The organism is Lysinibacillus sp. G4S2 (assembly GCF_030348505.1).
Taxonomy (GTDB): domain Bacteria; phylum Bacillota; class Bacilli; order Bacillales_A; family Planococcaceae; genus Lysinibacillus.
Genome location: NZ_JAUCFJ010000002.1, coordinates 1,751,759 through 1,776,263 on the forward strand (window position 1 = coordinate 1,751,759; position 24,505 = coordinate 1,776,263).

At 35.8% G+C, this 24,505-nt stretch carries 27 protein-coding genes, 1 pseudogene and 2 riboswitches; of the genes and pseudogenes, 20 read left to right on the plus strand and 8 right to left on the minus strand.

Annotated elements, in window-relative coordinates:
* Positions 1–77: 77 nt before the first annotated feature.
* The 3 genes from QUF91_RS08895 to QUF91_RS08905 form a co-directional block, all read right to left on the minus strand.
* Entirely contained in the window at positions 78–695 is a 618-nt protein-coding gene (locus tag QUF91_RS08895) for an HAD-IA family hydrolase (RefSeq protein ID WP_285397912.1), read from the minus strand.
* Between the two features lie 404 nt (positions 696–1,099).
* The gene (locus tag QUF91_RS08900) at positions 1,100–1,876 is read right to left on the minus strand and encodes a YibE/F family protein (RefSeq protein ID WP_285397911.1); all 777 of its coding nucleotides are present in this window, start codon (positions 1,874–1,876) and stop codon (positions 1,100–1,102) included.
* Positions 1,876–3,000, minus strand: a complete 1,125-nt coding sequence (locus tag QUF91_RS08905) for a YibE/F family protein (RefSeq protein WP_289417556.1) — start codon at positions 2,998–3,000, stop codon at positions 1,876–1,878. Before QUF91_RS08905 ends, QUF91_RS08900 begins: the two co-directional genes overlap by 1 nt.
* A gap of 508 nt (positions 3,001–3,508) precedes the next feature.
* Positions 3,509–3,634, plus strand: a riboswitch (FMN riboswitch).
* A gap of 202 nt (positions 3,635–3,836) precedes the next feature.
* Positions 3,837–3,962: riboswitch (FMN riboswitch) on the plus strand.
* Positions 3,963–4,141: 179 nt separating this feature from the next.
* On the opposite strand from QUF91_RS08905, the gene ribE reads away from it, so the two are divergent.
* The 12 genes and pseudogenes from ribE (at position 4,142) to QUF91_RS08965 (ending at position 14,174) form a co-directional block, all read left to right on the plus strand.
* Positions 4,142–4,780, plus strand: coding sequence for a riboflavin synthase (gene ribE, locus QUF91_RS08910; protein ID WP_289417557.1), 639 nt, complete (start codon positions 4,142–4,144; stop codon positions 4,778–4,780).
* A 26-nt stretch (positions 4,781–4,806) separates the two neighbouring features.
* Positions 4,807–5,433: pseudogene (gene ribB / locus QUF91_RS08915) on the plus strand (3,4-dihydroxy-2-butanone-4-phosphate synthase); the annotation flags it as partial.
* Positions 5,434–5,588: 155 nt separating this feature from the next.
* Positions 5,589–6,056, plus strand: coding sequence for a 6,7-dimethyl-8-ribityllumazine synthase (gene ribH / locus QUF91_RS08920; protein ID WP_289417558.1), 468 nt, complete (start codon positions 5,589–5,591; stop codon positions 6,054–6,056).
* Between the two features lie 205 nt (positions 6,057–6,261).
* On the plus strand, positions 6,262–7,707 hold the full coding sequence (locus tag QUF91_RS08925; RefSeq protein WP_289417559.1) for a spore germination protein: 1,446 nt from the start codon (positions 6,262–6,264) through the stop codon (positions 7,705–7,707).
* An 865-nt stretch (positions 7,708–8,572) separates the two neighbouring features.
* On the plus strand, positions 8,573–8,806 hold the full coding sequence (locus tag QUF91_RS08930) for a hypothetical protein (RefSeq protein ID WP_289417560.1): 234 nt from the start codon (positions 8,573–8,575) through the stop codon (positions 8,804–8,806).
* A gap of 167 nt (positions 8,807–8,973) precedes the next feature.
* Positions 8,974–10,281 (plus strand): Spo0B domain-containing protein, encoded by a 1,308-nt coding sequence (locus QUF91_RS08935; RefSeq protein WP_285397902.1) that lies wholly within the window; start codon positions 8,974–8,976, stop codon positions 10,279–10,281.
* A 222-nt stretch (positions 10,282–10,503) separates the two neighbouring features.
* The gene (locus QUF91_RS08940) at positions 10,504–11,067 is read left to right on the plus strand and encodes a histidine phosphatase family protein (protein WP_353957842.1); all 564 of its coding nucleotides are present in this window, start codon (positions 10,504–10,506) and stop codon (positions 11,065–11,067) included.
* Positions 11,068–11,086: 19 nt separating this feature from the next.
* Positions 11,087–11,935 carry a GNAT family N-acetyltransferase gene (locus tag QUF91_RS08945; protein WP_289417562.1) on the plus strand — a complete coding sequence of 283 codons (849 nt, stop codon included), beginning with the start codon at positions 11,087–11,089 and terminating at the stop codon, positions 11,933–11,935.
* An 81-nt stretch (positions 11,936–12,016) separates the two neighbouring features.
* Complete coding sequence (locus QUF91_RS08950) at positions 12,017–12,385, plus strand: hypothetical protein (RefSeq protein WP_285397898.1); 369 nt, start codon at positions 12,017–12,019, stop codon at positions 12,383–12,385.
* A 90-nt stretch (positions 12,386–12,475) separates the two neighbouring features.
* Positions 12,476–12,697, plus strand: coding sequence for a DUF2829 domain-containing protein (locus QUF91_RS08955; RefSeq protein ID WP_285397897.1), 222 nt, complete (start codon positions 12,476–12,478; stop codon positions 12,695–12,697).
* A 59-nt stretch (positions 12,698–12,756) separates the two neighbouring features.
* A complete protein-coding gene (locus tag QUF91_RS08960) occupies positions 12,757–13,512 on the plus strand; it encodes a 3-oxoacyl-ACP reductase (RefSeq protein ID WP_285397896.1) in 756 nt (251 codons plus the stop codon).
* Between the two features lie 152 nt (positions 13,513–13,664).
* Positions 13,665–14,174 (plus strand): QueT transporter family protein, encoded by a 510-nt coding sequence (locus QUF91_RS08965; RefSeq protein ID WP_285397895.1) that lies wholly within the window; start codon positions 13,665–13,667, stop codon positions 14,172–14,174.
* Between the two features lie 148 nt (positions 14,175–14,322).
* Here the strand turns inward: QUF91_RS08965 and QUF91_RS08970 are convergent, their stop codons facing one another.
* Together QUF91_RS08970 and QUF91_RS08975 are read right to left on the minus strand one after the other, a co-directional pair.
* Entirely contained in the window at positions 14,323–15,666 is a 1,344-nt protein-coding gene (locus QUF91_RS08970) for a TldD/PmbA family protein (RefSeq protein WP_285397894.1), read from the minus strand.
* Positions 15,667–15,669: 3 nt separating this feature from the next.
* Positions 15,670–17,058 (minus strand): TldD/PmbA family protein, encoded by a 1,389-nt coding sequence (locus QUF91_RS08975; RefSeq protein WP_285397893.1) that lies wholly within the window; start codon positions 17,056–17,058, stop codon positions 15,670–15,672.
* A gap of 175 nt (positions 17,059–17,233) precedes the next feature.
* Here QUF91_RS08975 and QUF91_RS08980 point away from each other — a divergent pair, with 175 nt between their 5' ends.
* The 3 genes from QUF91_RS08980 (at position 17,234) to QUF91_RS08990 (ending at position 18,555) form a co-directional block, all read left to right on the plus strand.
* Positions 17,234–17,614: a serine hydrolase domain-containing protein gene (locus tag QUF91_RS08980; RefSeq protein ID WP_289417563.1), complete on the plus strand. Its 381-nt coding sequence runs from the start codon at positions 17,234–17,236 to the stop codon at positions 17,612–17,614.
* Positions 17,615–17,676: 62 nt separating this feature from the next.
* A complete protein-coding gene (locus QUF91_RS08985) occupies positions 17,677–18,261 on the plus strand; it encodes a serine hydrolase domain-containing protein (RefSeq protein WP_289420037.1) in 585 nt (194 codons plus the stop codon).
* Positions 18,262–18,327: 66 nt separating this feature from the next.
* Entirely contained in the window at positions 18,328–18,555 is a 228-nt protein-coding gene (locus QUF91_RS08990) for a transcriptional regulator SplA domain-containing protein (protein WP_289417564.1), read from the plus strand.
* A 450-nt stretch (positions 18,556–19,005) separates the two neighbouring features.
* Here QUF91_RS08990 and QUF91_RS08995 read toward each other — a convergent pair whose 3' ends face one another.
* Positions 19,006–19,455, minus strand: coding sequence for an NUDIX hydrolase (locus QUF91_RS08995; protein WP_285396793.1), 450 nt, complete (start codon positions 19,453–19,455; stop codon positions 19,006–19,008).
* 178 nt (positions 19,456–19,633) lie between these two features.
* Here QUF91_RS08995 and QUF91_RS09000 point away from each other — a divergent pair, with 178 nt between their 5' ends.
* Together QUF91_RS09000 and QUF91_RS09005 are read left to right on the plus strand one after the other, a co-directional pair.
* Complete coding sequence (locus tag QUF91_RS09000; RefSeq protein WP_289417565.1) at positions 19,634–20,563, plus strand: arginine deiminase family protein; 930 nt, start codon at positions 19,634–19,636, stop codon at positions 20,561–20,563.
* Between the two features lie 25 nt (positions 20,564–20,588).
* Positions 20,589–21,914: an amino acid permease gene (locus tag QUF91_RS09005; RefSeq protein ID WP_289417566.1), complete on the plus strand. Its 1,326-nt coding sequence runs from the start codon at positions 20,589–20,591 to the stop codon at positions 21,912–21,914.
* Here QUF91_RS09005 and QUF91_RS09010 read toward each other — a convergent pair.
* Together QUF91_RS09010 and QUF91_RS09015 are read right to left on the minus strand one after the other, a co-directional pair.
* Complete coding sequence (locus QUF91_RS09010) at positions 21,911–22,678, minus strand: YqcI/YcgG family protein (protein WP_289417567.1); 768 nt, start codon at positions 22,676–22,678, stop codon at positions 21,911–21,913. The two genes, QUF91_RS09005 and QUF91_RS09010, sit on opposite strands and share 4 nt — an antisense overlap.
* Positions 22,679–22,822: 144 nt before the next feature.
* The gene (locus QUF91_RS09015; RefSeq protein WP_289417568.1) at positions 22,823–22,981 is read right to left on the minus strand and encodes a hypothetical protein; all 159 of its coding nucleotides are present in this window, start codon (positions 22,979–22,981) and stop codon (positions 22,823–22,825) included.
* A 282-nt stretch (positions 22,982–23,263) separates the two neighbouring features.
* On the opposite strand from QUF91_RS09015, the gene QUF91_RS09020 reads away from it, so the two are divergent.
* Genes QUF91_RS09020 through QUF91_RS09030 form a run of 3 tightly spaced genes read left to right on the plus strand, consistent with a single transcriptional unit; the run spans position 23,264 to position 24,474 of the window.
* Complete coding sequence (locus tag QUF91_RS09020) at positions 23,264–23,527, plus strand: Clp protease N-terminal domain-containing protein (protein ID WP_289417569.1); 264 nt, start codon at positions 23,264–23,266, stop codon at positions 23,525–23,527.
* Positions 23,500–24,060 (plus strand): GNAT family N-acetyltransferase, encoded by a 561-nt coding sequence (locus QUF91_RS09025; RefSeq protein ID WP_289417570.1) that lies wholly within the window; start codon positions 23,500–23,502, stop codon positions 24,058–24,060. Before QUF91_RS09020 ends, QUF91_RS09025 begins: the two co-directional genes overlap by 28 nt.
* 12 nt (positions 24,061–24,072) lie before the next feature.
* Positions 24,073–24,474 carry a GNAT family N-acetyltransferase gene (locus tag QUF91_RS09030; RefSeq protein WP_285396787.1) on the plus strand — a complete coding sequence of 134 codons (402 nt, stop codon included), beginning with the start codon at positions 24,073–24,075 and terminating at the stop codon, positions 24,472–24,474.
* Positions 24,475–24,505 lie beyond the last annotated feature (31 nt).

Sequence of the window (24,505 nt, forward strand, 5' to 3'; positions counted from 1 at the left end):
TCTTTTTTAGTTAGAACTGTAGAAAAATAATAACAAGAGGATCATAGGAGTGTATTATTCGCTATGATCCTCTTAGTTTATATAATATTTAAAATTTCCTGTGGTGTAGTTACTTTGTACTCGGGTTCCTCTTGTTGGACAACTTCTATAGCGTCATAGCCCCAACCAACCCAAATAATAGGCACTCCTGCTTTTTTACATGCTACAATGTCTCTTTGCTCATCACCAATGTATAAAACTTCTGATGGTGTACTGTTTGAGTCCTTTAAAAATTTTTTTATCACTTTATCTTTGCCAAAAATTCGGTTTGAGCAAAGAACATTTGACACACAATGAATGCTATTCATTTTTAAAAATTCTAAGATGTTCTCCTTTGAATTGGAGGAAATAATAAGGATTTTATAGCCTCTGTTATCAATTTCCGTAAGAACATCTTTGATACCATCATAAAGATGAACATCATTTAACGACTGACGATACAATCGATAAAACTGTGGTAAAATCATTGGCAATTTATACATAGGAAAGTCAAATAATTTACTCCGTTCCGCTATAGATAATTTTTTCAATGATTCAATTTCCTTTAATTCTATTCCTTTAAATTTGTATTTTTGTGCAAGTGTATTCCAAGCTGATGCAAACACTGCCGTTGAATCTGCCAGTGTTCCATCAAAATCAAAGATGATATATTTCATAGCAAACTTTCTCCTTTATTATCTAGTTGTATAGACGCTTTTTTCTTAAAAATGTTACTAGGAATAGGAAAGCCTATTCTTAATATAATGACATGATTATACAGGATATGAAACAGCGTATTGTAAATAACACTTGTTGAGCGATTTTTTCACTAAAAGTTAAAAAAATTTTCAGGTAAGGGGAATAAAACATCTTCTTTTTCATGCATCTTAAAAAATGTTCACGTAATTTTCAGATAACGATATTATGTAAAACTCCACAAATTTTTTGATATAACTTATGCTAGCTAAATGACTATCTCTGAACCATTTTTCAATATTTAAACGCGATGGTGATTTTTATTTTAGTAGGAAAAAATACCTGTCACCCGTTAATTATTGAAACGGGTGACAGGTACGGTCTATTATGAAGCATTTTCTGTTTTTTCTCGTTTTTTTATTAAATAATATGCATTCACTGAGGAAGTAATAGGAATGATAAGTGCTATACCAATGCCTGCACAAAATATCATAATTATCTCAGTGCTAAATACTTTAGAATTAATAATTTCGCCAATCGAATAAGATAAATCCTTAAACCATATTAGCAAGCTTAAATATCCACCGAAGAAAGCGAAAAATAATGTATTTGTATCTGTACCTAAAATGTCCTTTCCAATACTTAATCCTGATGTAAATAATTTTTTTCTGCTAATTAACGGATTATGATGAAGAATCTCATGCATGGAAGTGGCGATGGAAATGGCAACATCCAATATTGCACCAATTGTACTCATGATAATGACAGAAGCTCCAATTTGAACATAGTTGACGCCAATATAAAGCGAGAATATACTTATTTCCTCTGTTGATTCTCCTCCGAATCCTCGAAGCATTGATTTCTCCGTCACAAAAACAATGAAAAGTAATAAAATAACTATTGTAATCATCGTAGAAATGAACGCAGTTATCGTTTTACTGCTCATCTCATTAATAAAAAATAAGCTAATCCAACAGATGACGGTACAGGCAATGAGCGTTAAGATCACTGGACTATTCTTTGGATTGGTCATTAAAAAGATGGTAATAAAGAGCACTCCAAAGTTTAAAAATAAAGATAGAAAAGATCGTACTCCTTTTTTTCCACCAATAACTATCATCAATATAAATAAAATGGCAGTTAACAACACTAATACATTCATTATTTTGCCCTCTTTCGATTAATGAAAAAAATAGAAGTGTAAAGGCTAATGGGAATCGTCAAGACAACACCAATACCACCTGCTAGGGCCCGAGCTAATTCTAACGAAAGGTTCAAGGAAAGTGTTTGCCCTAATGGATAAGAATTTTTTAAATATAAAATTAACATAGGAATTGAGCCAGAAATATAAACAAAGAACAAAATACTTGTAATCGTTCCCATAACGTCTTTCCCGATATCCATTCCAGAAGTTTTTAAAGATTGGTCAGAAATATCTTGGTTTTGCTCAAATAATGCGAACATAGAAGAAGCCATTGTGATGGAGACATCCATTACAGCCCCGAGTGCCCCAATAAATAATCCAGCCATAAAAATCACTCGATAAGGTCGTGTTAAAAATTGCATTTCTTCATATCGAAGCCCATTCTCGGATGTAACCCACAGAACTAAAGCGCTAATCAATAACGAAATAACGGTTCCTAAAAGTGTTGCAACAATCGCTGCATATGTTTTTTCATTCAAGCCGTTAATAAGTATTAAAGAAATGCCAGTAAATAAAAGAACACATACCCCACATATAAATATCAAATTTATATTTGAATTCACGTATAAATCCAAAGCGAAGGATAATACAACGGAATTCACAATTAAACTGATGATCGAAAATAATCCTTGTCTTTTACCAACAATCAGCAAAGCAAAAATAAAAATCCATGCTACTATCAAGACGAATTGATCACGTTTTACGTCTAAAATAGTCCCAGTTAAATCTGCATTTTTGTCTGTACTTGCTTTAATCGTAACAAATAATTTGTCCCCAACATGGTATTCTTGATCGAATGCCCCAGATGATGAATATTGATTTGTAAAATAAATATTCCGGCCTTTTTCTTCCCCGTTTTTTAAAACAGCCGTAATACGCTGAGTATATAAATGATCCTCGTTATTATACATATCCGATTCAGTGGTTGAATCCGTCAATTCCGTTTTTATTACTTCTGCAATTGGACGTGCATAAAATGCTTCGTTGTGATAAACGAAAAAGACAGAAGCGATAAAGCAGATTGCTATTAGGATATAAAATAAAACTTTGTTATAAGTCTTTTTTTTCGTGATGTTTTCCAATGAAAACCTCCTGAGAAGGGGATTTAACTATATTCGTAGCAAATGTCTATTGCTGGAGTTGCACAAACAACGACTTACAATACCACTACAAATTTATTGTCAAGGCAAACGAATGTAGCCATGGTAATTTAACGCTCTAATTGAACAGAGGTTCCTTGCTTTTGATTACTTCTATTTTATTTTATTGCATAATTAATAAGCTGTTATTCATCGATGTAAGTTTATCTTCATTCAGCAAATGTTTATAGTAGCAAAAGAAAGAGACAGTACAGATATTTTTTGGTAGCGTAAATGCAACGGCAGTTCGTACTTCTGCCGAATTATAAAGTTGCAGTAAAAATGAGGGAATCTCTATGTTATTCCTAAATATTCTTGTGTTAGTTTTATAATAAAGTGCAACAGTACCATCATTTTCTCACCACAGCATCAGAGGTACGGCCATTATTTTTTCAAGAATTATCTGGATAATATAATAAAATAGTGTTATCGTAAGAACTAGCTAAATAAAAATATCCTTCGGGGTCGGGTGAAATTCCCAATCGGCGGTGATGAAGTAATTCAAAGTCCGTGAGCGTAAGCTGATTTGGTGCAAATCCAAAACCGACAGTTATAGTCTGGATGGGAGAAGGGTAAAAGTGTGAGCTTTTTAAATTCGCTTGAGTTTATAAGGTTTATTTGAGTACGCTTTTATAAACTACTACTTCCCATCGTATAAGTTGGGAAGTTTTTTTTGTTGTATCTTCAAAGTGGGTGTTTGAACACCTACTTTGAAGATAAAGCCTCCGGACGTAATTACGCCAAAGCGAAATTGATTTAGCTTAAAAATTTTATAGCAATATGTTCTTCGGGGTCGGGTGAAATTCCCAATCGGCGGTGATGAAGCAATTCAAAGTCCGTGAGCGCAAGCTGATTTGGTGCAAATCCAAAACCGACAGTTATAGTCTGGATGGGAGAAGAACGATAAGATGTTAGCCTATGGAAAAATTATGTATCCATAAGGTTTATTTGTTGACGTCTTATTTATTTTATATGAACTCCCAACCCCTTTAATCAAAGGGGTTTTTTTGTTTAATGAAAATTATTGATTGCTAGGAAGAGGGACAAATAAAGAGCCCTCAAAGTACAGGAAGTAGGTGGAAAAATGTTTACAGGGATTGTTGAGGATGTTGGTACAGTAAAAACCTTGCAAAGCGGTCGACAAAGTATGGAAATTACTATTATTTCATCGAAAATGGTGGAGGATGTAAAGCTCGGGGACAGTATAGCGGTCAATGGTGTTTGTTTAACAGTGGTACATTTTAATGAGCAGGAGCTAACGATGGATGTGATGCCTGAATCGGTGAAAGCAACAAATTTGCAGCAGCTCGCTGTTGGAGATCCTGTAAATTTAGAGCGCGCCATGTCTGCTAATGGACGTTTCGGTGGACATTTTGTATCAGGACATGTTGACGGAGTAGGAAAAATATTGCGTAAACGGCCATTAGCAAATGCAGTCTATATTGATTTTGAGCTGTCAGAGGAGTTAACGAGCTATTGTATTCCAAAGGGCTCCATCACGATTGACGGTACGAGCCTAACACTTTTTCATGTCGATAAAAATTGTGTCACAGTAGCACTGATACCGCACACTTACAAGGAAACAATTTTAGGTAAGAAGAAAATTGGAGATCTCGTCAATATAGAAACCGATTTAGTTGGAAAATATATTTTGCATCAACTTAAGCGTGGACAGGTAATGCCAAACATTACGAGAGACTTTTTAGCACAAAACGGGTTTTAACTAACACTGACCAGGAGGTGGCGATATTGCTACATTCAATTGAAGAAGCGATAGAGGATTTAAAACAAGGCAAGATGATTGTTGTTGTAGATGATGAGGACCGAGAAAATGAAGGGGACTTACTAGCACTCGTGGAATTTATGACCCCTGAAACGATTAACTTTATGGCGACCTATGGAAGAGGTTTAATTTGTACGCCAATTTCACCGCAGCTTGCACGAAAATTAGCATTAACCCCTATGGTTAGTATCAATACAGATAATCATCAAACGGCATTTACCGTTAGCATAGATCATGTGAATACAACTACAGGAATTAGCGCCTTTGAACGGGCAATGACTATACAAAAAATGATAGAACCACAAGCAAAGACTGAGGATTTTCGTAGACCTGGCCATGTATTTCCGTTAATAGCAAAGGAAAATGGTGTGTTAGAGCGCAGAGGACATACAGAAGCAACAATTGATTTGGCCAAACTTTGTAACAGTATTCCTGCGGGCATTATTTGCGAAATTATGGGCGATAATGGCAAAATGCTACGCTTTAATGACCTGGTCCAGTATGCAGCTCAACATCATTTAAAAATGATTTCCATAGAAGCATTGGCAACATATAGACGTCAACAAATAGTTAAAGAAAACACAATAACAATATAAAAAAGGCTTTTCACCAAAAGTTGTAGATGACTTTTAAAACGTATGTCATGTATATAAGTTGATTGTAGTGGACGCCCCTAGGAAAGCGTCCGGTCGGAACGGAAGTCAACCACACGTTATAGTGATGATCCATAAAAAAGGAGAAAAGAAAAATGGGTAAAATATTTGAAGCACAATTAATTGGTACGGATTTAAAAATAGCAGTAGTAGTAGGACGTTTCAATGAATTTATTACAAGCAAATTATTGGACGGGGCGTTAGATGGTTTAAAGCGTCATGGTGTGGATGAGAATTCTATCGATGTAGCATGGGTTCCTGGTGCATTTGAAGTTCCTTTCATTGCTAAACAGTTAGCTGAAACAAAGAAGTATGATGCAATTATTGGACTAGGTACGGTGATTCGTGGTTCAACAACACACTATGACTATGTATGTAATGAATCGGCAAAAGGTATTGCAAGTGTTTCACTATCTACAAATGTACCTGTTATTTTTGGTATTGTGACAACTGAAAATATTGAGCAAGCAATTGAGCGTGCAGGCACTAAATCCGGCAATAAAGGCTATGATGCGGCAATGTCTGCTATTGAAATGGCCAACTTAAAGAAGATGATTGGATAAAGCCTCCGGACGTAATTACGTCAAGGCGGAATTGATCTTCATTCAGCAATATTTTATTTGTAGTGACAGCTACAGATGATTTGGCAACGGTCACATCCTGTTTCCTTGAATATTTTTAAATATCAAGGGGAAATATATGTATAAGTATATGGATTAATGTACTAATTTGGAGCTGGCTCAGTAGGAGATGAGGAATATTTCATCAATGGAACAAGAGTTAAATTTGAATTCTTTGAAGGCATTATTTCAACGCTCTGCTGATGTGGTCTTCCAAAAGTATATCTTTCAGCAACATAAGGTACATTTGATAAAATGTGAAGGGCTCATTAATGAGCGGCTACTGGAAACCGTTATCGTGCAACGAATTCAATCATTATTTACGGCAACAACGGATGAATTGTTAGAAGAGCATATACAAAATAATTTACACATTCCCCATCTTCAAAAAATATCAAGTAAAGATGATGCCATCACAAAAGTCTATAAAGGACATGTTTTACTGTATTTCGAAGATATGAATTTGTTGTATTCAAGTAATATTGCTAAAAAACCGAATCGGGAGCCTAAAGAAACATTCCTTGAATTAGTTATCAAAGGCCCGAGAGATGATTTTATTGAGGATGCTTTTATTAATATTGCTTTATTACGAAAACGATTACCTACTAATTCATTAAGTGTTGAGACATATGAACTTGGTAAACGTTCCAAAACAACCGTAGCTGTACTTTATTTAGCAGATGTCGTAAATCAAAAGATGCTTGAGCAAATAAAATTACAGCTACAGCAAATTGATATCGATATTGTATTTAGTGGAGATTTATTGATGGAAAGAATTGAGCGAAGTGCTAAAATTCTACCTAGACATGATTATACCGGACGTCCTGATTTTGCTTTACAAGCTTTAAGTAATGGGCGCATTCTTATCATAGTTGATGGTGTATCATATGTCATTATTACTCCTGCTAATTCAATGTTACTATTTAAATCCAGTGAAGATAATGAATATCCGATTATTGTAAGTTCTATGGAGCGTTTATTACGAAGAATAGCTATCTATTTAAGTGTACTTTTACCAGGTTTTTGGCTTGCACTAACGACCCATCATCAAGAGCAATTGCCCTTTATTCTTTTAGCGACAGTCGTTGAATCAAGAACGGGTCTCCCATTTCCAACGATGCTTGAAATATTAATGATGCTTTTTATGTTTGAATTATTTCGAGAAGCAAATATACATCTCCCCAATGTTATTAGTGGTTCAATAAGTGTTGTTGGGGGATTAATTATTGGAGATGCAGCAATTAAAGCAGGTGTTACGAGCCCTTCCATGATTGTAGTTATTGCTACTTCGAGTATTGCAGCTTTTACACTCGGCAATCAATCTATTGTATCAGCCATGAGTATTTTCAGGATAATTATTATTATAGCATCTGCTTTTTTGGGGTTATTTGGTTTCTTTATTTCGATGTTCTTCATACTTCTTTATATGGCAAATTTACGAGTATTAGGTGTTCCTTACTTAAGTTTAGGCGCAGATTTTGATTGGCAGGATATTAAAAAGTCTTTATTTCGTTTATCTCTAGAAGGTTACGGTAAGCGACCGACATTTTTAAACTTACAGGACAAGTCAAGAACATCTAGTAAAAAAAAATAAATACTTATTATACAAAAGATCAGGTATTATATGCCTGGTCTTTTTAACATCTTTCAGCTCATGTTTTTTGTAGCGAAAGCAAAGCGTCAGGTACAGATGTTTTTTGTACCAAAAGTGCAACGGCAGTTACAGGTGTTTTTTTGTACCGAAAGCAAAGCGACAGGTACAGAAGTCTCCTTAGAATGAATCTTTAGTTCCTAAACTTTAAAAGGAGGATGTACCCAAACAACGAAAATGGAATTAGATATATAATAAGGAGAGTGGCATCAACAAAAGCTATTCTCCTTTTTTTGTTTACTTTCGAGTGAAGGATTATTAAACTATTGGTTACAGTTTCCTTGTAAATTAAAAATTGTTAAAGCATTTTATCAGTACCCGGTAGTGGCCGAGTAATGAGTAAGGGATAGCCCAATGCGTAAGTGTGCGGTAGCCAAATCTTCATTGTAATGATAAAATAAGAACAAATATTCTTCTTTAGAAACGGAAGAAGAATCTTTGATTGTCAAAAAGCGTAAAATAGCATTTATCCAAATGAAGAACAGTAGTTATAAGCCGAACGTTTTCAGCAGGCACGAATCACTACGTTAATGACTTTAAAGAACAAATCAGAAACAACTAAAAAAATTATACTTACTATCGTATAATAGCAGGCGTGTTGATTGGGAAAAAATAGGTTTTTTATTGAGTGATAAAAGGATTTTTTTGTTACTATTTTGCCGATATATTTCCATTTTAACTAATTGTAGCGTAGGGCAACTCGACTCCGGCAGGAAAGCGAGACAGACGAGACCCTGCACTAAGCGAATGTTTTCTGGCGAAAGCGAAGCGACAGCAATTTGTTTATCTGCGCGAAAACGGAGTAGCGGTGGCAACAAAGCGGAGGAAGCGGCTCGACGCTCGCCCGCAGGAAGCCTTGCTCTGCGCGACAGCGACAAATGTTTTATCTGTGCGAAAGCGAAGCGTCAGCAACAAATGTTTTATCTGTGCGAAAGCGAAGCGTCAGCAACAAATGTTTTATCTGTGCGAAATCGAAGCGACAGCAACAAAGCGAGTAGCCCGTAGCGGAAATCAGCCTCTCCGAATGTATAAAAATGGTTAATCAACACATCTGATATAATAGTAATATTGGATACGAAGTTGTTTCAATAGTAAAAAGTATGACAATATGTCAACTGTGACTAACAATTTTTATGATTGATGCGAATGTCAAGCTCACACTTAATTAAGGCAGTATTCATTTCTATAGATGAGGAAGTACCAGTTTGTATGAAAAAGCGAAAAATAAAACTAATTTTATTACTATCAATTATATTATTATTATTGTTTACAAGTTTAAACATCTTTACATCTTACATAAAAATGAAAAAGACAGTTGAAGAGGCAATAGCGAGCCAAAGTTTAGAAGCTGCTACTTCTATTGCCTCTTCAATTGACGTCGAGGCATACCAACAATTTTTAAAGGACCCCCAAAAAAATGATTATTATTGGGAAATAAGAAACTATTTAAATGATGCCAGAGTAAAACTAGGTGCTCTATTTGTTTATACATTAGAGGTTGATAATCCAAAAGAATCAAAAGCAATGATTATGGGATTACCAGGTGAATATACTAAAGGCTTCGATATTGGAGAGGTCTGTACAGTACCTGAGGAGCAAGTGCGTAAAGCCTATAAGGGAGAAACATATGTAACGGAAGTGATACCAGATTCTGGACACGGTGCTTATCTATCTGTTGGTGCGCCTATAAAGGATAAAACAGGGAAAATTATTGCATACCTAGGCATCGATATTAGTGCAGAAAAGCTAAATGGCATCAAGGGAAAAGTGATCGAAGATAATCTTCTTATGTTTATTTTTAATGGTGGACTCATTTTAATCGTTATTGGCTCTTTTTTATTTTTACAGAGATGGTATCAAAAAGAAGTGGCGAAGGAAGTTGGAGCGACAGAAGATACATATCAAGCAGAAATTAAAACTTTAATTACTTCTGTGTCCTCTTTAAGACATGACTTTACAAATCATATACAAGTCTTGCATGGACTTCTTCAATTAGACAAACCTGAACAGGCTAAACAATATTTATCTTCACTATCAAAAGAGGTTCAGGCTATTAAGTCGCTGAAATTAAATATTGATCATCCAGGCTTATCAATATTATTGGAGACGAAAAAACTAACGGCACAAAATCATAATATCGATATGAATTTCACAGTTTCACAGGATGCATTTAATAAAATTAAAACAACGGATCTAATCAAAATCTTGTCAAATTTAATAGATAATGCGATTGATGCGGCAAATGAATTACCAGAGGGGCAACCTAAAATAACAATTTGTTGCAAAGCAGACGACACGCAATATGAATTTAAGGTTACAAATACTGGACCAAATATTGTAGAAGCGGGGCAAATATTTAAGCAAGGATTTTCCACGAAGAAACCAGAAAGTGGTAAAATAAGAGGGCAAGGCTTGTTTATTGTGAATGAAATAGTCAATAAATACAACGGACAAATTTCTATCGACTCATCAAAACATTTAGAAACAACAGCAATAGTAAACATTCCGATAAAGTAACTTTCTAAGCTTCCTACAGAAAATTGTAGGAAGTTTTTTTAACTTTATTGACCGAAGTCCATTACCGGAGAAGTAAAGGGATTTACCAGCTAAATTAGCTACTCTACCGGTGTAGTAACTGTTTCACTATGTGAAAAGCTGTTACGACTTTCACTTTTACATTTTTTGAGTAATTCATTTCATATAGTACTAATAATCGAATTGGTATTCTATTTGGAGGGGATGAAATATTTGGATCAATCAATCCTTGATTTATTGAAAAAGGGTGGCTTCGTTTTGTATGCAAGGCATGGTGAAGCAACTGTTGGGAGAGATCAGCCATATTTAAATTTTCAAGATTGTTATACTCAAAGAAATTTGTCTGAAGTTGGGCGAAGGGAGGCAATTTACTTTGGACAAATGCTACGCTATTTACAAATTCCAATCAGTTCACAGATTGTCGCAAGTCCTTTTTGTCGTACAATTGAAACGGCGCAGCTCGCATTCCCTTATGCGAATGTCCAAATTGACCCATTTGGGTATGAAATTTTTAAATTGGGTGGGAATATTCCTATCGTTGAAAAAACAAATATATTATCAAATCTGCAATCAATGTTAGAAAGAAAGCCACCGCAGGGAATGAATCAAGTAATCATTGCCCATAGCTTTCCTGAAGGTGTTGGATTGGGGAAAATTTCAAACATGGGGATGGTTATTGTTAAGCCAAAAGGTCCTGGAAAGGGCTATGAAATAGTAAAAAAATTAACTTTAAAAGATTTAGCGCCTTTAGATAGTAGCTCAAGTTAAAGCTGAAAAGAGGGGAAACATGAAAATAAAAACAGTGTCACAATGCACATTAGAGGAAACTTTGAAAGCTTGGAATAAAGGTTTTGAGGAGTATTTTGTAGAAATTAAAATGAATGAAGAGATGTTTTTAAATCGACTTGTTGGAGAGGGACTATACCCAGAGCTTTCAATCGTCGCATTTGATCATCATAATCCTGTTGGTATTGTCTTAAATGGCTTTAGACAAATTGCAGGTAAGAAAACCTCTTGGAATGGTGGAACAGGCATCTCTCCAGAGTATCGCGGAAAAGGTATTTCTCGGGTTTTGATGGAAGAAACAATCGCCATCTATGAAAGAGAGAACGTGGAAATTGCAACGCTTGAAGCTATTAAAGAGAATAAAGTAGCGATCGCTTTGTATGAGAAGTATGGCTATACAATTACAAATCAATTGCTATTTTTAAGTGGTGAATATGAGGCAAAAGTAGAGAAAGAAGCTACAATTCATGTGGAAACTATTCGACCAGAGCAGCTCCCACATTTATCATTTTATCAGGAAGATGTTCCTTGGCAATGTAGCTGGCAAAGTAATAAACAAGGAGAAGCTAAAGTTTTTTATAACGACAATAATGCCGCGATTGGTTATATGTTATATAGAATAGTATGGGGTAAGGATGGGGCAATCGACCACATAGTGCTTTATCAATTAGAGCTATTAGAGAATGGCGATGTAGAAAATATTCCACACTTTATCGCAAGCATCACAAATCACAAAGTGAAACTAGCCACAGTTAACTTTTTAGCAAGTAATCCAGTCACGAGCTATTTGATGGACAATGGGCTAGAAGTGAAGACAGAGCAAGTGCAAATGAAGAAAAAAATGAATTGAATAAGAATAATAGGGGGAGGTTCGTCAAGCTAGGCAAAAAATATAAAGATTAGGTAGTTATAAAAAAGAAGGTGATTAGTTATGAAGAAAATACTAATTTGTAATTTACTAATATTAGTATTGGTAGGTTGTTCACCGACTATAAATACTAACCCCACTGCGAATTCTATTCTTAAAGAACATTCTCAAGCAGATATTCTTCAGTATAATAACTTAATTTATATAAATGCTACAAGCTTGGAATCAATGAAACAATTAGAATATACGAAGAGTGAGAAGATAGGGAAAATTATTAAAACAACAAATTCCTCTAAAAATTTCAAAGATTTTTATGCTACTAAATTGGAAAGTGGAACAGAAATTTTCTCTACAAATGATCATAATATTTATACAATCATTGCGGAATCGAATGGGCAACAAATACTTTATACGGCTCTGCTTGAGGGTTAGTGATCTTAACAGTACTTATATCAGGTTGTAAACATTTGAAAATTCCCGTATACTAATTCGATAAAGAATGTAAATAAAGGATGATTTAAAATGACGTTTGAAGAGATATTACCACGCTTAAAAGCGGGAGAAAAAGTAATTCGTAAAGGTTGGGGCGGTGCCGAATTGTATGTGAAGCTTGTTGGACAAAGCGAGCATGATGGCGAGACTTTGAATCCGTATTTTTTAATTAATGTACGCGGTGAGGGCTACACAATGTTTACACCAACTGTCTGTGATTTGTTAGCGGAAGATTGGGTAATTGTCAATTAATCTAAAAAGAAGTCATCTCAAATGAGGTGGCTTTGTTTATTTTTTTGAGGAGAGATGTTATGAAATTTGAAGAATATAATGGCAAGACGGTATTTGTAACGGGTGCTGCTTCAGGTATTGGACAGGCTCAAGTTGTTGCATTTTTAGAAAATGGGGCAAACGTATTCGGTTTTGATTTGGATGAGAGAGGGCTAGAAAATCTACATCACCAATATCCTGAACAATTTGCCTATAGAGTAGGTAGTGTATGCAGTAAAAACGATGTAGAAGGAGCATTTGAAGCCGCAGTTTCAATATTTAAGCAAGTAGATATTTTATTAAATACGGCAGGCGTTTTAGATGGCTTCGCAAAAACGCTCGATACAGATGAGGCGCTTTGGGATAAAATCATGAATACCAATGTAAAGGGTACTTTTTTTGTGACGAATACGATATTACCTCATATGGTAAAACGAAAATCAGGCATAGTCGTCAATATGGCATCTATTGCAGGACTAGTTGCAGGCGGTGGTGGAGCGGCATATACAGCGTCTAAACATGCGATTGTCGGCTATACAAAGCAATTAGACTTAGATTACTGTCGTGAAGGAATTCGTGCCAATGCCATTGCACCGGGAGCCATTCAAACACCGATGAACAAGGCTGACTTTGAAGGGGACGGGGAAATGGCGAAATGGGTAGCGAGTGAAACTCCTGCAGGTCGCTGGGCTCAACCAAGTGAGGTGGCGAATCTAACACTTTATTTGGCTAGTCAAACAGCTGATTATATACACGGTGCAATCATACCGATTGATGGTGGCTGGCTAACAAAATAAGATTGTTCAATCTGAAATTCTTCTGCTATAATACGCAAGTAAGCAAAATTTAGCTTGCACTGCGGCACTTCAGATAGGGCGAAAAGCTCTCTTCCTTTGGCCGTAGTTATTACTAAAATAGCGGATGTGCTATTTTACAAAGGAGAATAAAATTGAATACATCTATTGTAAAAGATTCAAGCCGTACTTCTGTAACCGAACTTACAAAGACGGCACTAGTTGCAGCTTTATATGTGGCTGTAACTGTTTTATTGTCAGTCATTAGTTTTGGAGCTGTACAGTTACGTTTATCGGAAATGTTCAACTATCTGGCATTGTACAACAAGCGCTATGTATTAGCTGTGACATTAGGAGTAGTACTTGCAAATTTCATGTCGCCAACGTGGATATTAGATGTACCCATTGGTGGTATTTCGACATTTCTAGTATTAATTCTTTGCCGAAAAGTAACGAAAAATATAACAAATGATATTTTAAGAATGGTTATAACTGCATTGATTTTTGCTATATCAATGTTCACCGTTGCAGGACAATTAACAATCCTCTATGATCTTCCATTTTGGGCAACTTGGTTTACAGTTGGGATTGGGGAATTATTGTCAATGACAGTTGGTGGTGTGACTATTTATTTATTAAATAAAAAAATCGATTTATCGAAATAAATTGTAGCGAAAAAAGCAAGTCGCCATTAAAAGGAGACTTGCTTTTTTGATTCCATAAAAAAACTGGCTTGCGATCAGTCGGCGGAATGGGAGGAACGATTACATGAACACTTGAGGAAGTCTCACGCTCCATAAAGTCTTTTCCACTTTATTCGACTGTTACAGCTAGTTCCTTCACAAGTAGGGATGAGGAGCCATACCCATTTGGCAAGAAGTAAAGATCTGAGCTAGTTTCTTCGATATTGTTTAAGAAATGAAAGAAGTTTCCGGCTATTGTCATTTGCTTCACAGGTGAGACAACTTTGCCATCTTGAATATGAAATCCTTGTGCTGCGACTGAAAAATCACCCGAAATCGTATTCGTACCAGAGTGTAGCCCAGATAATTCTGTAATAAGTACTCCTTCAGATACTGAGGCCATTAACTCCTCCTGTGATCGCTTACCTGGTGAAATATATAAATTCTGAGGTGCGATTGATAAAGTACTTTTGTAAGAGTCTTTATGTGCATGTCCGCTCGTTTCGCAGCCTTCCTTCTTTGCCGTTTTTCTATTGTGCAATAGTGTTTGCAGTGTTCCATCTAAGATTATTGCTTGCTCCTTTGTCGCAACACCTTCACCGTCAAAGCTTGCTCCAGACAATGCCTTAGGGTGGAATGGGGCATTAAGCAGTGTGAAAGCATCTGACGCCACTTTTTGTCCAACTTTGCCTTTTAACAAAGACTGGTTCTTTTGTGCATTTTCAGCTGACAGTACAGGCATAAAAGTACTTAATAAAGAAGCAGTTGCATCAGAACGTAGGATGATTGGATATTTTCCAGATGGAATCGACTTTTCACCTAGATTCGCAAGTGCTTCCTCAGCTGCTGCTTTAGCAATTTCATCAGCATTGAGAGAATGAAAATCACGTGTCATTTTTAAATAACCACCCGTTTTCAGTTCATCACCTTCTTTGACAACTGTGGATAGGAAGATGACTAAGCCGTTCTCCTTATGTGATAAGGAAAGGTCTTTACTATTCGCTAATGAACGTTCAGTACTATATTCTTCGAGAAAACAGTAATCTAACGTTACAATGCGCGCATCGTAAGTACGAATTTTTTGTTCAATTAAACGAAGTAGCTCTATTTTTTCAGGAATTCCTATAGTCTCTAATTCTTCATTGTAAAATTCATATGATGTGTATTCGTTACTGCCATCAAAAATGTCTATGCCTTCATCCTCATCTAGAACGTCTGCATTTGTTTTTGCACTGTTGATTAAAAAGGAAATCGAATCATCGTCTAATTTTTCTGTATAGGCGTAACCCATTTTTCCGTTATGCAGCCCGCGTAGACTTAGACCCCCATCTTCAGACGTTTCGTAGCTATCGATCTGCCCTTCGTAAAGCATGCATTTAAAAGAATTTTTCCGTTCATAAAAAACTTCAGCTTCTTGAAAACCAGCTTCTATCGCCTTATTCAGTAGTTTTTCTTGGTATTCAGCAATGTTCATAAATTATTCCCCCTTCGTTCCTCCAACTGTTATTTCACTAACGCGAATCATCGGCTGGCCAACATTGACAGGAAGACTACCACTAATTGATCCACACATACCAGCACCATGCGCAAGATTATTACCAACACGATCAACTAGCTGTAATGTTTTTGCCCCATTGCCTATAAGTGTTGCACCACGTACAGGACGATCGATTTTTCCATCCTTTACGATATAAGCTTCCATAACTGCGAAGTTATAGTCACCAGTCGATGGATTTACTTGCCCGCCACCCATATATTTTGCATAAATACCATATTCAGTGGATGCAATAATTTCTTCATGTGTTGATGTACCCGGAGCGATATAGGTGTTAGTCATTCGGGATGTTGGATTGAAACGATAGGATTGGCGACGTGAAGAGCCAGTTGGTTCGGCATTCATACGGCGTGCATTAAATTTATCAATCAAGTAGCCTTTTAAAATACCATTTTCAATTAAGATGTTTTTTCGCGTTTTTTCCCCTTCATCATCAATGTTAAGAGAACCCCATTCGTTTGGAAGTGTGCCATCATCAATATATGTAACAATATCAGGGGCAACTTTTTCACCAATACGATTTGCAAAAACGGAATTGTTTTTCGCGACGGCTGTAGCTTCAAGTCCGTGACCACAAGCCTCGTGAAATATAACACCACCAAATTCATTATCAATGATGACAGGGAATTTACCGCTAGGACATTCATCGGCATGAAGCATAGTGACCGCAATACGTGCAGCTTCACCAGCATAGTGTTCCAGATTTAGATTTTCGATAAATTCAAAGCCCGCATGTGCGCCAGGACCATAGAAGCCCGTTTGCATTTCTTTGCCCTCAGAGGCAGTTGCCTGGATGGCAAGTCGACTATAGATACGCGTATCTTCTACAAATTTTCCTTCTGAGTTGGCGATTAAAACATGCTGCTCTTCGTCAAGATACCGAACTTTAACTTGACTGATGCGTTCATCATAGTTTCTAGCAATGTCATTAGCCTGCCGCATGATTGTTGCTTTTCTAGCATGCTCCACACTGTTTGGAAGAATGATAATGTTATGAAGAGGCGTAATAATTTCTTTATTTAATGGTTGAATCGTTCCAGTAGCACCTCCTTTAATGGCAAGTGCTGCTCGTTTTGCTGCTGCTAGTAAGCCTTCCTCTGAAAAATCGTTTGTGTATGTGTAGATGCTCTGAAGACCGGAAAAAATGCGTATACCAATGCCGAAGTCACGCCCTGAAATACTTTGTTCAATTTTTCCACTTTGTAATGTACATTCATTGACGAATTTATCCTCGATGAAAACTTCGGAAAAATCGCCACCTGTAGAAAGGGCTTCTTCAAGTACATTTTCAATAACTGATTGTTTAATCATATTTTTCCCTCCTTTTCCTAAGTATACTAAAAAATTAGAAAAATCTGAAATGTAATATTTTAGATTTTTTTTCATAAGTTCATATATATTCCAAATGAAACATTTTATGATGTGTAGTGTTTATGTTAGATAAGAGTGGGATGTAAATAAATTTTGTGAAAGGAGCCTTATCGAGGTGAAGGGAACTTTTAATCAATCGACAATGGATGAGTTGGTTGCTCAGACGATCGAAAAGAAGAATATTAGGAGTGTTGTGTTATGTGTAGAAAAAGGGAATCATTCATTTTCACATGTGAGTAGTGCTGGGAATATGGAAGATGATACTCCATATTTTTTAGCAAGTGTCACGAAATTATATATTACAGCAATTATTTTGAAACTAAGGATGGAAAATAGAGTAGATTTGGACGATAAAATTTCACAATATCTTCCTGAAGATACAGTAAGTAGAATTCATATTTTGAAAGATATTGATTATTCTAATGAAATTACTATCAAACATTTAATGTCAAATACATCAGGCATTCCAGACTATTTTACTTCAGATGTTTTTTAGAACTTGTGGATGGTAAGGATCAATTATGGCCTTTTGAGAAAACTGTACAATCAGTGAAAAAAATGAAACCTAAATTTAAGCCTGGACAAAAGGGAAAAGTACATTATTCTGATACGAACTATCAGCTTTTAGGAGAAATTATTAAAACAATTTCTGGTCAATCTATTCACGAAGTATTTAGGCAATATATTTTTGATGCATTAAATCTCCAGCATTCCTATGTTTATGAGGACGTTAATGATGAAAAGCCTCTGCCTTTAACATATAAATCGAAACAGCTTCTAATTCCACAATATATGTCATCGATACCAGCAGAAGGTGGTATTGTATCGACAGCACAAGAATCCATGATATTTCTAAAAGCTTTCATAAACGGTCAACTATTTCCTAAAAATGACCTCAATGAGTTAATGAGTAATTGGAACTTCTTGCTCTTACCAGGGCAATTTTATTACGGAGTGGGAATAGTAAAGCAACCTATTTCGCTGGTTTCCTTTAAAAATGGATTAATAGGGCATTGGGGACAATCTGGCGCTTTTGCATTTTATTATCCACAGAAAGATTTGTATTTCACGGGGACGGTCAATCAAATTATCGGACATAGTGTAGCTGCACGCTTAATTTCAAAAATTATCAAGCGTTTTTAATGAATAAAATGAATCATTAAGGCCTTCTTTAACCAAACTAATGGTAAAGACAAGGAAGGTGATGGCATGCAGAAAGAGCAGTATAATGCAGGGGATAGTGTTTATATTTTTTATCGAAACCCACATGTTCTGGATGTAGCAAATATACAGGAAGCGGAAATTGTGAACAATCCGGATAATCCAAATGAACTGGTGCTATTTCTATTTGAGTCGTACTATCCACTAACAAACGATATTTTAATATTTACAAGCGAAATGGATGCTGTGCAAGCATATCATCAGTATTTTCATTGATAGCGGTAGAACATAAGCAGACTAAAAGGAACTGATTTTCCTGCAAGAGTTTCAACAACTTTTCAACATTCTATGAGAGAAAATTAATCATAAGTTTTCTCTCTATATTTTAACTAACTTTGTGTTCATCACCAAAAGTTGTGGATGACATTTGTTAAAATATATGCCATATATTAGTTGATCTTCGTTCCGGCTGTAGCGACAGCAACAACAAATGTTTTCTGTAGTGAAAGCGAAGCAGCAGCAACAAAGTGCCAGTTGGAACAGAAATCACCCCCTCGTTTTTTACCGAAGAGCCAAAAAATAGGAAGACTTTGAAGATTTATCGAAACAAAATCGCTCTTTATCGAAACTATTTGAGCTTTTATCGAAACAAAATCTCATTTTATCGAAACTTTTTGGGTTTTTATCGAAAAACAAGCTCTTTCTATCAAAGAAATCAACCACACGTTATGGTGTAGAGCCTAACTTTGTTTTATACGGTTCAATATATCTACAATCTATTCCATCTGGTAATTTTAACAATGAGAAATATTGCATTGTCTCTGATTCGTTATAATCAATGACTAAATTACCTTTAATATTTCTTGTATAATAAACGGCTGTAACGGAGTAGAATTCATCTCCATTAGAAACTTTAAGGTAATAATCTGGACCCGAAAAAATACCTAATAACTTTAAGTCTTCAATAACCAAACCTGTTTCTTCTAACACTTCTCTTTTTGCTGTATCTTCTAAGCTTTCCCCTAATTCCATCAAACCACCCGGAAGCCCCCAACTGCCATCGTATCTTTTTTGCAATAATACCTCATTTTCATTATTTAAAATTATTACAACAGAACCTGGCAAAATAATTGGTTGGTGCCCAACATATTGTCGTAAAAATTTATAGTATTCCATTGATTCACTCATTTCTAATTGAATAAATTTATCTGTTATTGTTTTAATTACACAATCACCAGGGATTTCCTCCTTTGAATTTTAATCATGCTGATCTCCATTTACACATTGTCTGTATAATCCCAGTTTTGATGGTAACGCTAAGCCGAGATAGTCATTCAAAAAGGGGAGAATCTATTTGTACTCATTTCAACCAAATTGTTGGTCCGAGCATGATGAACTTAAGGTTGTTATACTTTGTGCACCTTCAAAATTAGATGTGCCAGATTTGACAATAGCTGAAAATGTAGGGTGGAGTGCTACTGTCAATCATGTAAAAGCAATGGAGAATTTCATGGAATTAAAGACAACGCTAGAAAATGTGGGTGTCATGGTTATTGACTATTCGAAAGAGCTACCAAATGATGTGGAAACAGTAAGTGAGCAGCTTATTAATAGGTACTTTATACGCGATCTAGCCTGTGTTTTAGGAAATAGTATTTTCCTTGGAGAGGCAGGTAGCTCGTTAAGGCGTCCAGAATATCCACATGCTCACTCTTTATTAGAAAAGTGGTTTCCAGAAAAATTTAATAAGCAACCTTCTACTGCTTTAGAATGTGGAGATGTAATGATCCTAAATAAGGATGCCGTGCTTATTAATCTTGGAATGAGAACAACATTAGAGGCTGTGGAAAGTATTAAGGAACGAATCTTCCAAGAAGGATTTTCGGAGATTGCGATTATTGATTTGCCCAGACGCTCCGATACACTTCATTTAGATATGAATTGTAATGTTGCGAACACAAATCTAGTAATAGCTAAAAACTTTATGCGCTATTTTCCTGTACAAGTGTTCACAGCTCAAACAAGTCGTTTTGAAATGACTGAGCAATTTTTAAATCACCATGGTTTTGATGTTTACTGGCTTGAAAAATATAATACAATTCCTGACATTAACTTTATAAACCTTGATCCTGAAACGCTGTTGATTAGTAAGCAAGCAACGAAAAAGCAATTTACGAATCATCCACAATTACAAAAAAAGAATTTGATAGAAATTGAAGTCTCAGAGCTTGAAAAAGGCGGTGGTGGCATTCGTTGTATGACATTGCCGTTGGTAAGAAAATAACAAAGGGCAGGAGGGTTGAATCAACATGACATCTAAAACAAGTAAAGGGAGGTTGTCTTGGTGGCAGCTTTCGCTTCTCGGTATAGGTTGTACACTAGGAACAGGATTTTTTCTTGGGACAAGTATGGCCATTCATAAAAGTGGTCCTGCTGTTGTGATTCCTTTTTTGTTAGCGGCGATTGCTACGTACATTGTCTATGATGCTCTTGTTAAGATGTCAGTTGACAATCCAGATAAGGGATCATTCCGTACTTATGCAAAGCAAGCTTTTGGAAAATGGGCAGGATTTAGTAATGGTTGGATTTACTTGATTTCTGAGATGCTTATTATGGGCAGTCAATTGATGGCACTTGGTATTTTTACAAGGCTTTGGTTTCCGACGCTTCCATTATGGGTTGCTGCATCTATTTATGCTGCGCTTGGATTAGCTGTTATTCTTACTGGTATGAAGGGCTTTGAAAACTTTCAAAATATTTTTGGTGCGTTAAAGGCAGCGGCGGTTGTAATGTTTATTATAGTAGCGGTTCTATTAATAATAAAAGGATTTAATACGGAAACAACTTCACTCGATGCAATGCACGCAAATTATGAAGAATTTTTCTCACAGGGTGTGAAAGGAATTTGGCTTGGGTTGCTGTATGCCTTTTATGCATTTGGAGGAATTGAGGTTATGGGTTTAATGGTCATTGATTTAAAAAATCCTCAAGAAGCACCGAAAGCTGGAAAAGTGATGCTTATTGTTATAACTATCATTTTTATAATGGCTATTATGCTTGCATTGACGCTTGTTTCATGGAAGGATTTTAATATTGAGGAAAGTCCATTTATTACAGCTCTTCGTGACTATCATTTACCTTTTTTTGCAGACGTATTTAATGGCATATTAATTATTGCCGGTTTTTCAACAATGGTAGCCTCTTTATACGCGGTCGTAACGATTCTCATAACATTGGCAGAGGATCATGATGCCCCTGCTTCACTTGCTAAAAAAGGAAAAATGAAGGTTCCGTTTCCTGCTTTTCTCTTTTTGGCCAGTGGTTTAATCATTACAATTGTTATTGGTTTCCTCATGCCAGAAAGAATTTTTGAATATTTGATGACAGCTGCAGGCCTAATGCTAATTTATAACTGGCTCTTTATTTTAGTAACATATGCGAAGCTAATGGAGCTATCGAAGTGGGAGCATGTAAAAAATGGTTTTGGGATATTACTCATTGTGGTGACAGTGTCTGGAACGTTAGGGGAAAAAACAAGCAGACTCGGTTTTTTCGTGAGCCTGCTTTTTATCATCATCATAGGAATTGCAACTTGGATTGTAATGAAAAGGCAAAAACACGGTAAGCAAGTTTAATATTCTTCGTTCTTTGGAAAGATTAGAGAATTTTGCAGACGTAAAAAAGGACATTTAGTTGGGCTACGATGATCATCACTTAAAAAATATTGCTTCCATTCATAACTATCTTCTTGCCCATACCATTTTAAATCAGGATGAGCTGGAATGGCATCATATTCAGAAATGCGTTGGCGAATTAGTTTTTTTAATTTTCGACCAAATACAGTAGAGTCATTTATTTCTTCAAATATCCAGCGAGGCTGAAATGCCATTAATAGCGTAGAAAAATGACGACTCTTTCGCAATTTGTGGGCGGGCGTTGCACAAGATATAAAATAAGGCTCACCGTTAAAACAAAATTCCCATTGTTGATGCAATGGATCAGTTGGAATTTCCTCCGGCCAATCGACATCATCAAATTTAGTTAAATTGTTTAAAATTGACCAAAATAAATTTCTATATTCCTCAACATCGAAGTGTTTCAGCATATCGTCAGGGGTTTTAAAGAAAATGGCGTGGGTTGTATATTTTCCAAATGTTTTCGAGCACTTATCGTATTCTTTTAAGCATTGTGCTAACGCCTTTATCGATTGTTCCTCCCGTGGATCTCCGATAAAACTATAACGAAGATGGTTTGATAAAAAACCTATTCTAGCTGGGATACAGGGGAAAGCATTTGCTTCATTTGCAACCATGGCAGCGAAGTCTGTATATGCTGACTGTTGCCATAATGGAAGTGTTTCAAAATGTTCTTCTATCCACTTCTTGTCTACTACTTCCACTTGAGTCTCCTCCTTCTATACATCTTTATATTATTAAAAAAAGTGCAGATGAGTGACGATGTATCGATAATAATGTTTTCTAAATAGCGAAAATAAGGGGGATTTCGACTTAATAGGCTCATCACAATAACGTGGGGTTGATTTTCATTGCGGCTGGGCGCTTTGTAGCTGACGCTCTGCTTTCGCTACAGAAAACATTTGTAGCTGACGCTCTGCTTTCGCTACAGAAAACATTTGTAGCTGACGCTCTGCTTTCGCTACAGAAAACATTTGTAGCTGACACTTCGCTTTTGCACAGAGCAAAGCTTCCTGGACGTCCGATGAGCCGCTTCACTCGCGATGCTCATCTTTGACGCTTAATCCCCAAGTAGTCGCTCAGCCTCCACTCAACATTCATTTTAATAAATATACTTCCTAATTTTTGGCGAAAGGCGAATTAAGAGTTTCAATTTTATTTATAATAGAGAACATGATTAATGATCTGATAAAGTACTAATATTTTAAATATTCAACTTGATGGATACTCTTTCCTGTAAAATAAACATGAGATGTTGAAAAAAATCAAAATGAAAGGATGTCAGGTATTTGCATTCATCTACTATAAAATTAACAAATCGCATGTTAAGGATCATAAAGAATGCGGAAAAAGAAGCTACCTCTTCACAACATAAAGTGTTACTACCAATTCATTTTCTACTTGCTTGTTTAAAAGAAAAAGAGGGGGTTCTTGGCGAAATAGTATTAAAGTGTACTATAGATGAAGCTTCTTTAAGAAACTTAGTTAATGAATCTGGTCTAAACTCAGACAAGCAACTAGCTATATGCAAAACTATAATCAGGTTTATGTAAATGAAGGTCACTTACTGAAAGCATTAATAAAGACGAATATGCTGGAGAAATTCGTTTCAGAAGAAGATATGAAATTGATTTTAAAGCTTGGTACCACATCAAGAGATTTGGTGACTCATCTTCACAATTATAAATTCCCAGATACAATTTCTACTAATATTCGTAGAGTCAATCGTGATGATAAGGACAAGCTAATTCATTTTGTAGAAAGTCATTTTTCGCAAGAGTGGTCAGAAACGATTAAGTGTGGATTTTTAAGTGCTACACCTTCCATATATATAGCTTTTGATAATAATGGAGATATAGTTGGGTTTGCTGCATTTGACGTTTATCAAAATAAGAAATGTTATTTTGGCCCAATGGGTGTAGCAAAATCAAATCGAGTAAAAGGGATAGGATACTCTCTACTTCATCATTGTTTAAAAGATATGCATGAGATTGGGTATGAATATGCAATTATTGGAGGGGCAGGTCCGATCGAGTTCTATGAAAAAGCTTGTCATGCTGTCGTTATTCCTGCGACCAACATGTAAAGGAGGTAAGTCGTGAATATAGTTCAAGCAAACACTATTTCTCCTGTTATTAGAAAACTACTTTCATTTGCAACGTCGGATAAAAAAGTTCAACAAGAGTATGAAAAATATATACTTTTATCGAATAGAACTTTATATAGCTTCGAAGTTGAGGATGAAATAGTCGGTTGTATCGGGATAGAACGAATCAGTTTATCAGAGTGTGAGATTAAGCATATTGCTGTATTAGCTGATGAAAGAGGAAAAGACATTGGCAGTAAAATGATTAATTTTATCGCATGCAAGTACTCATCAATTGTTGCTGAAACGGATAATGAGGCTGTAGATTTTTATCGACGCTATGGTTTTTTCATAACTAGCCTAGGAGAGAAATACCCGGGTGTGGAACGCTTTCTATGTCAATATAATAAATAGTGAAAGAACCTGCGATGCTTGTCTTATAGAG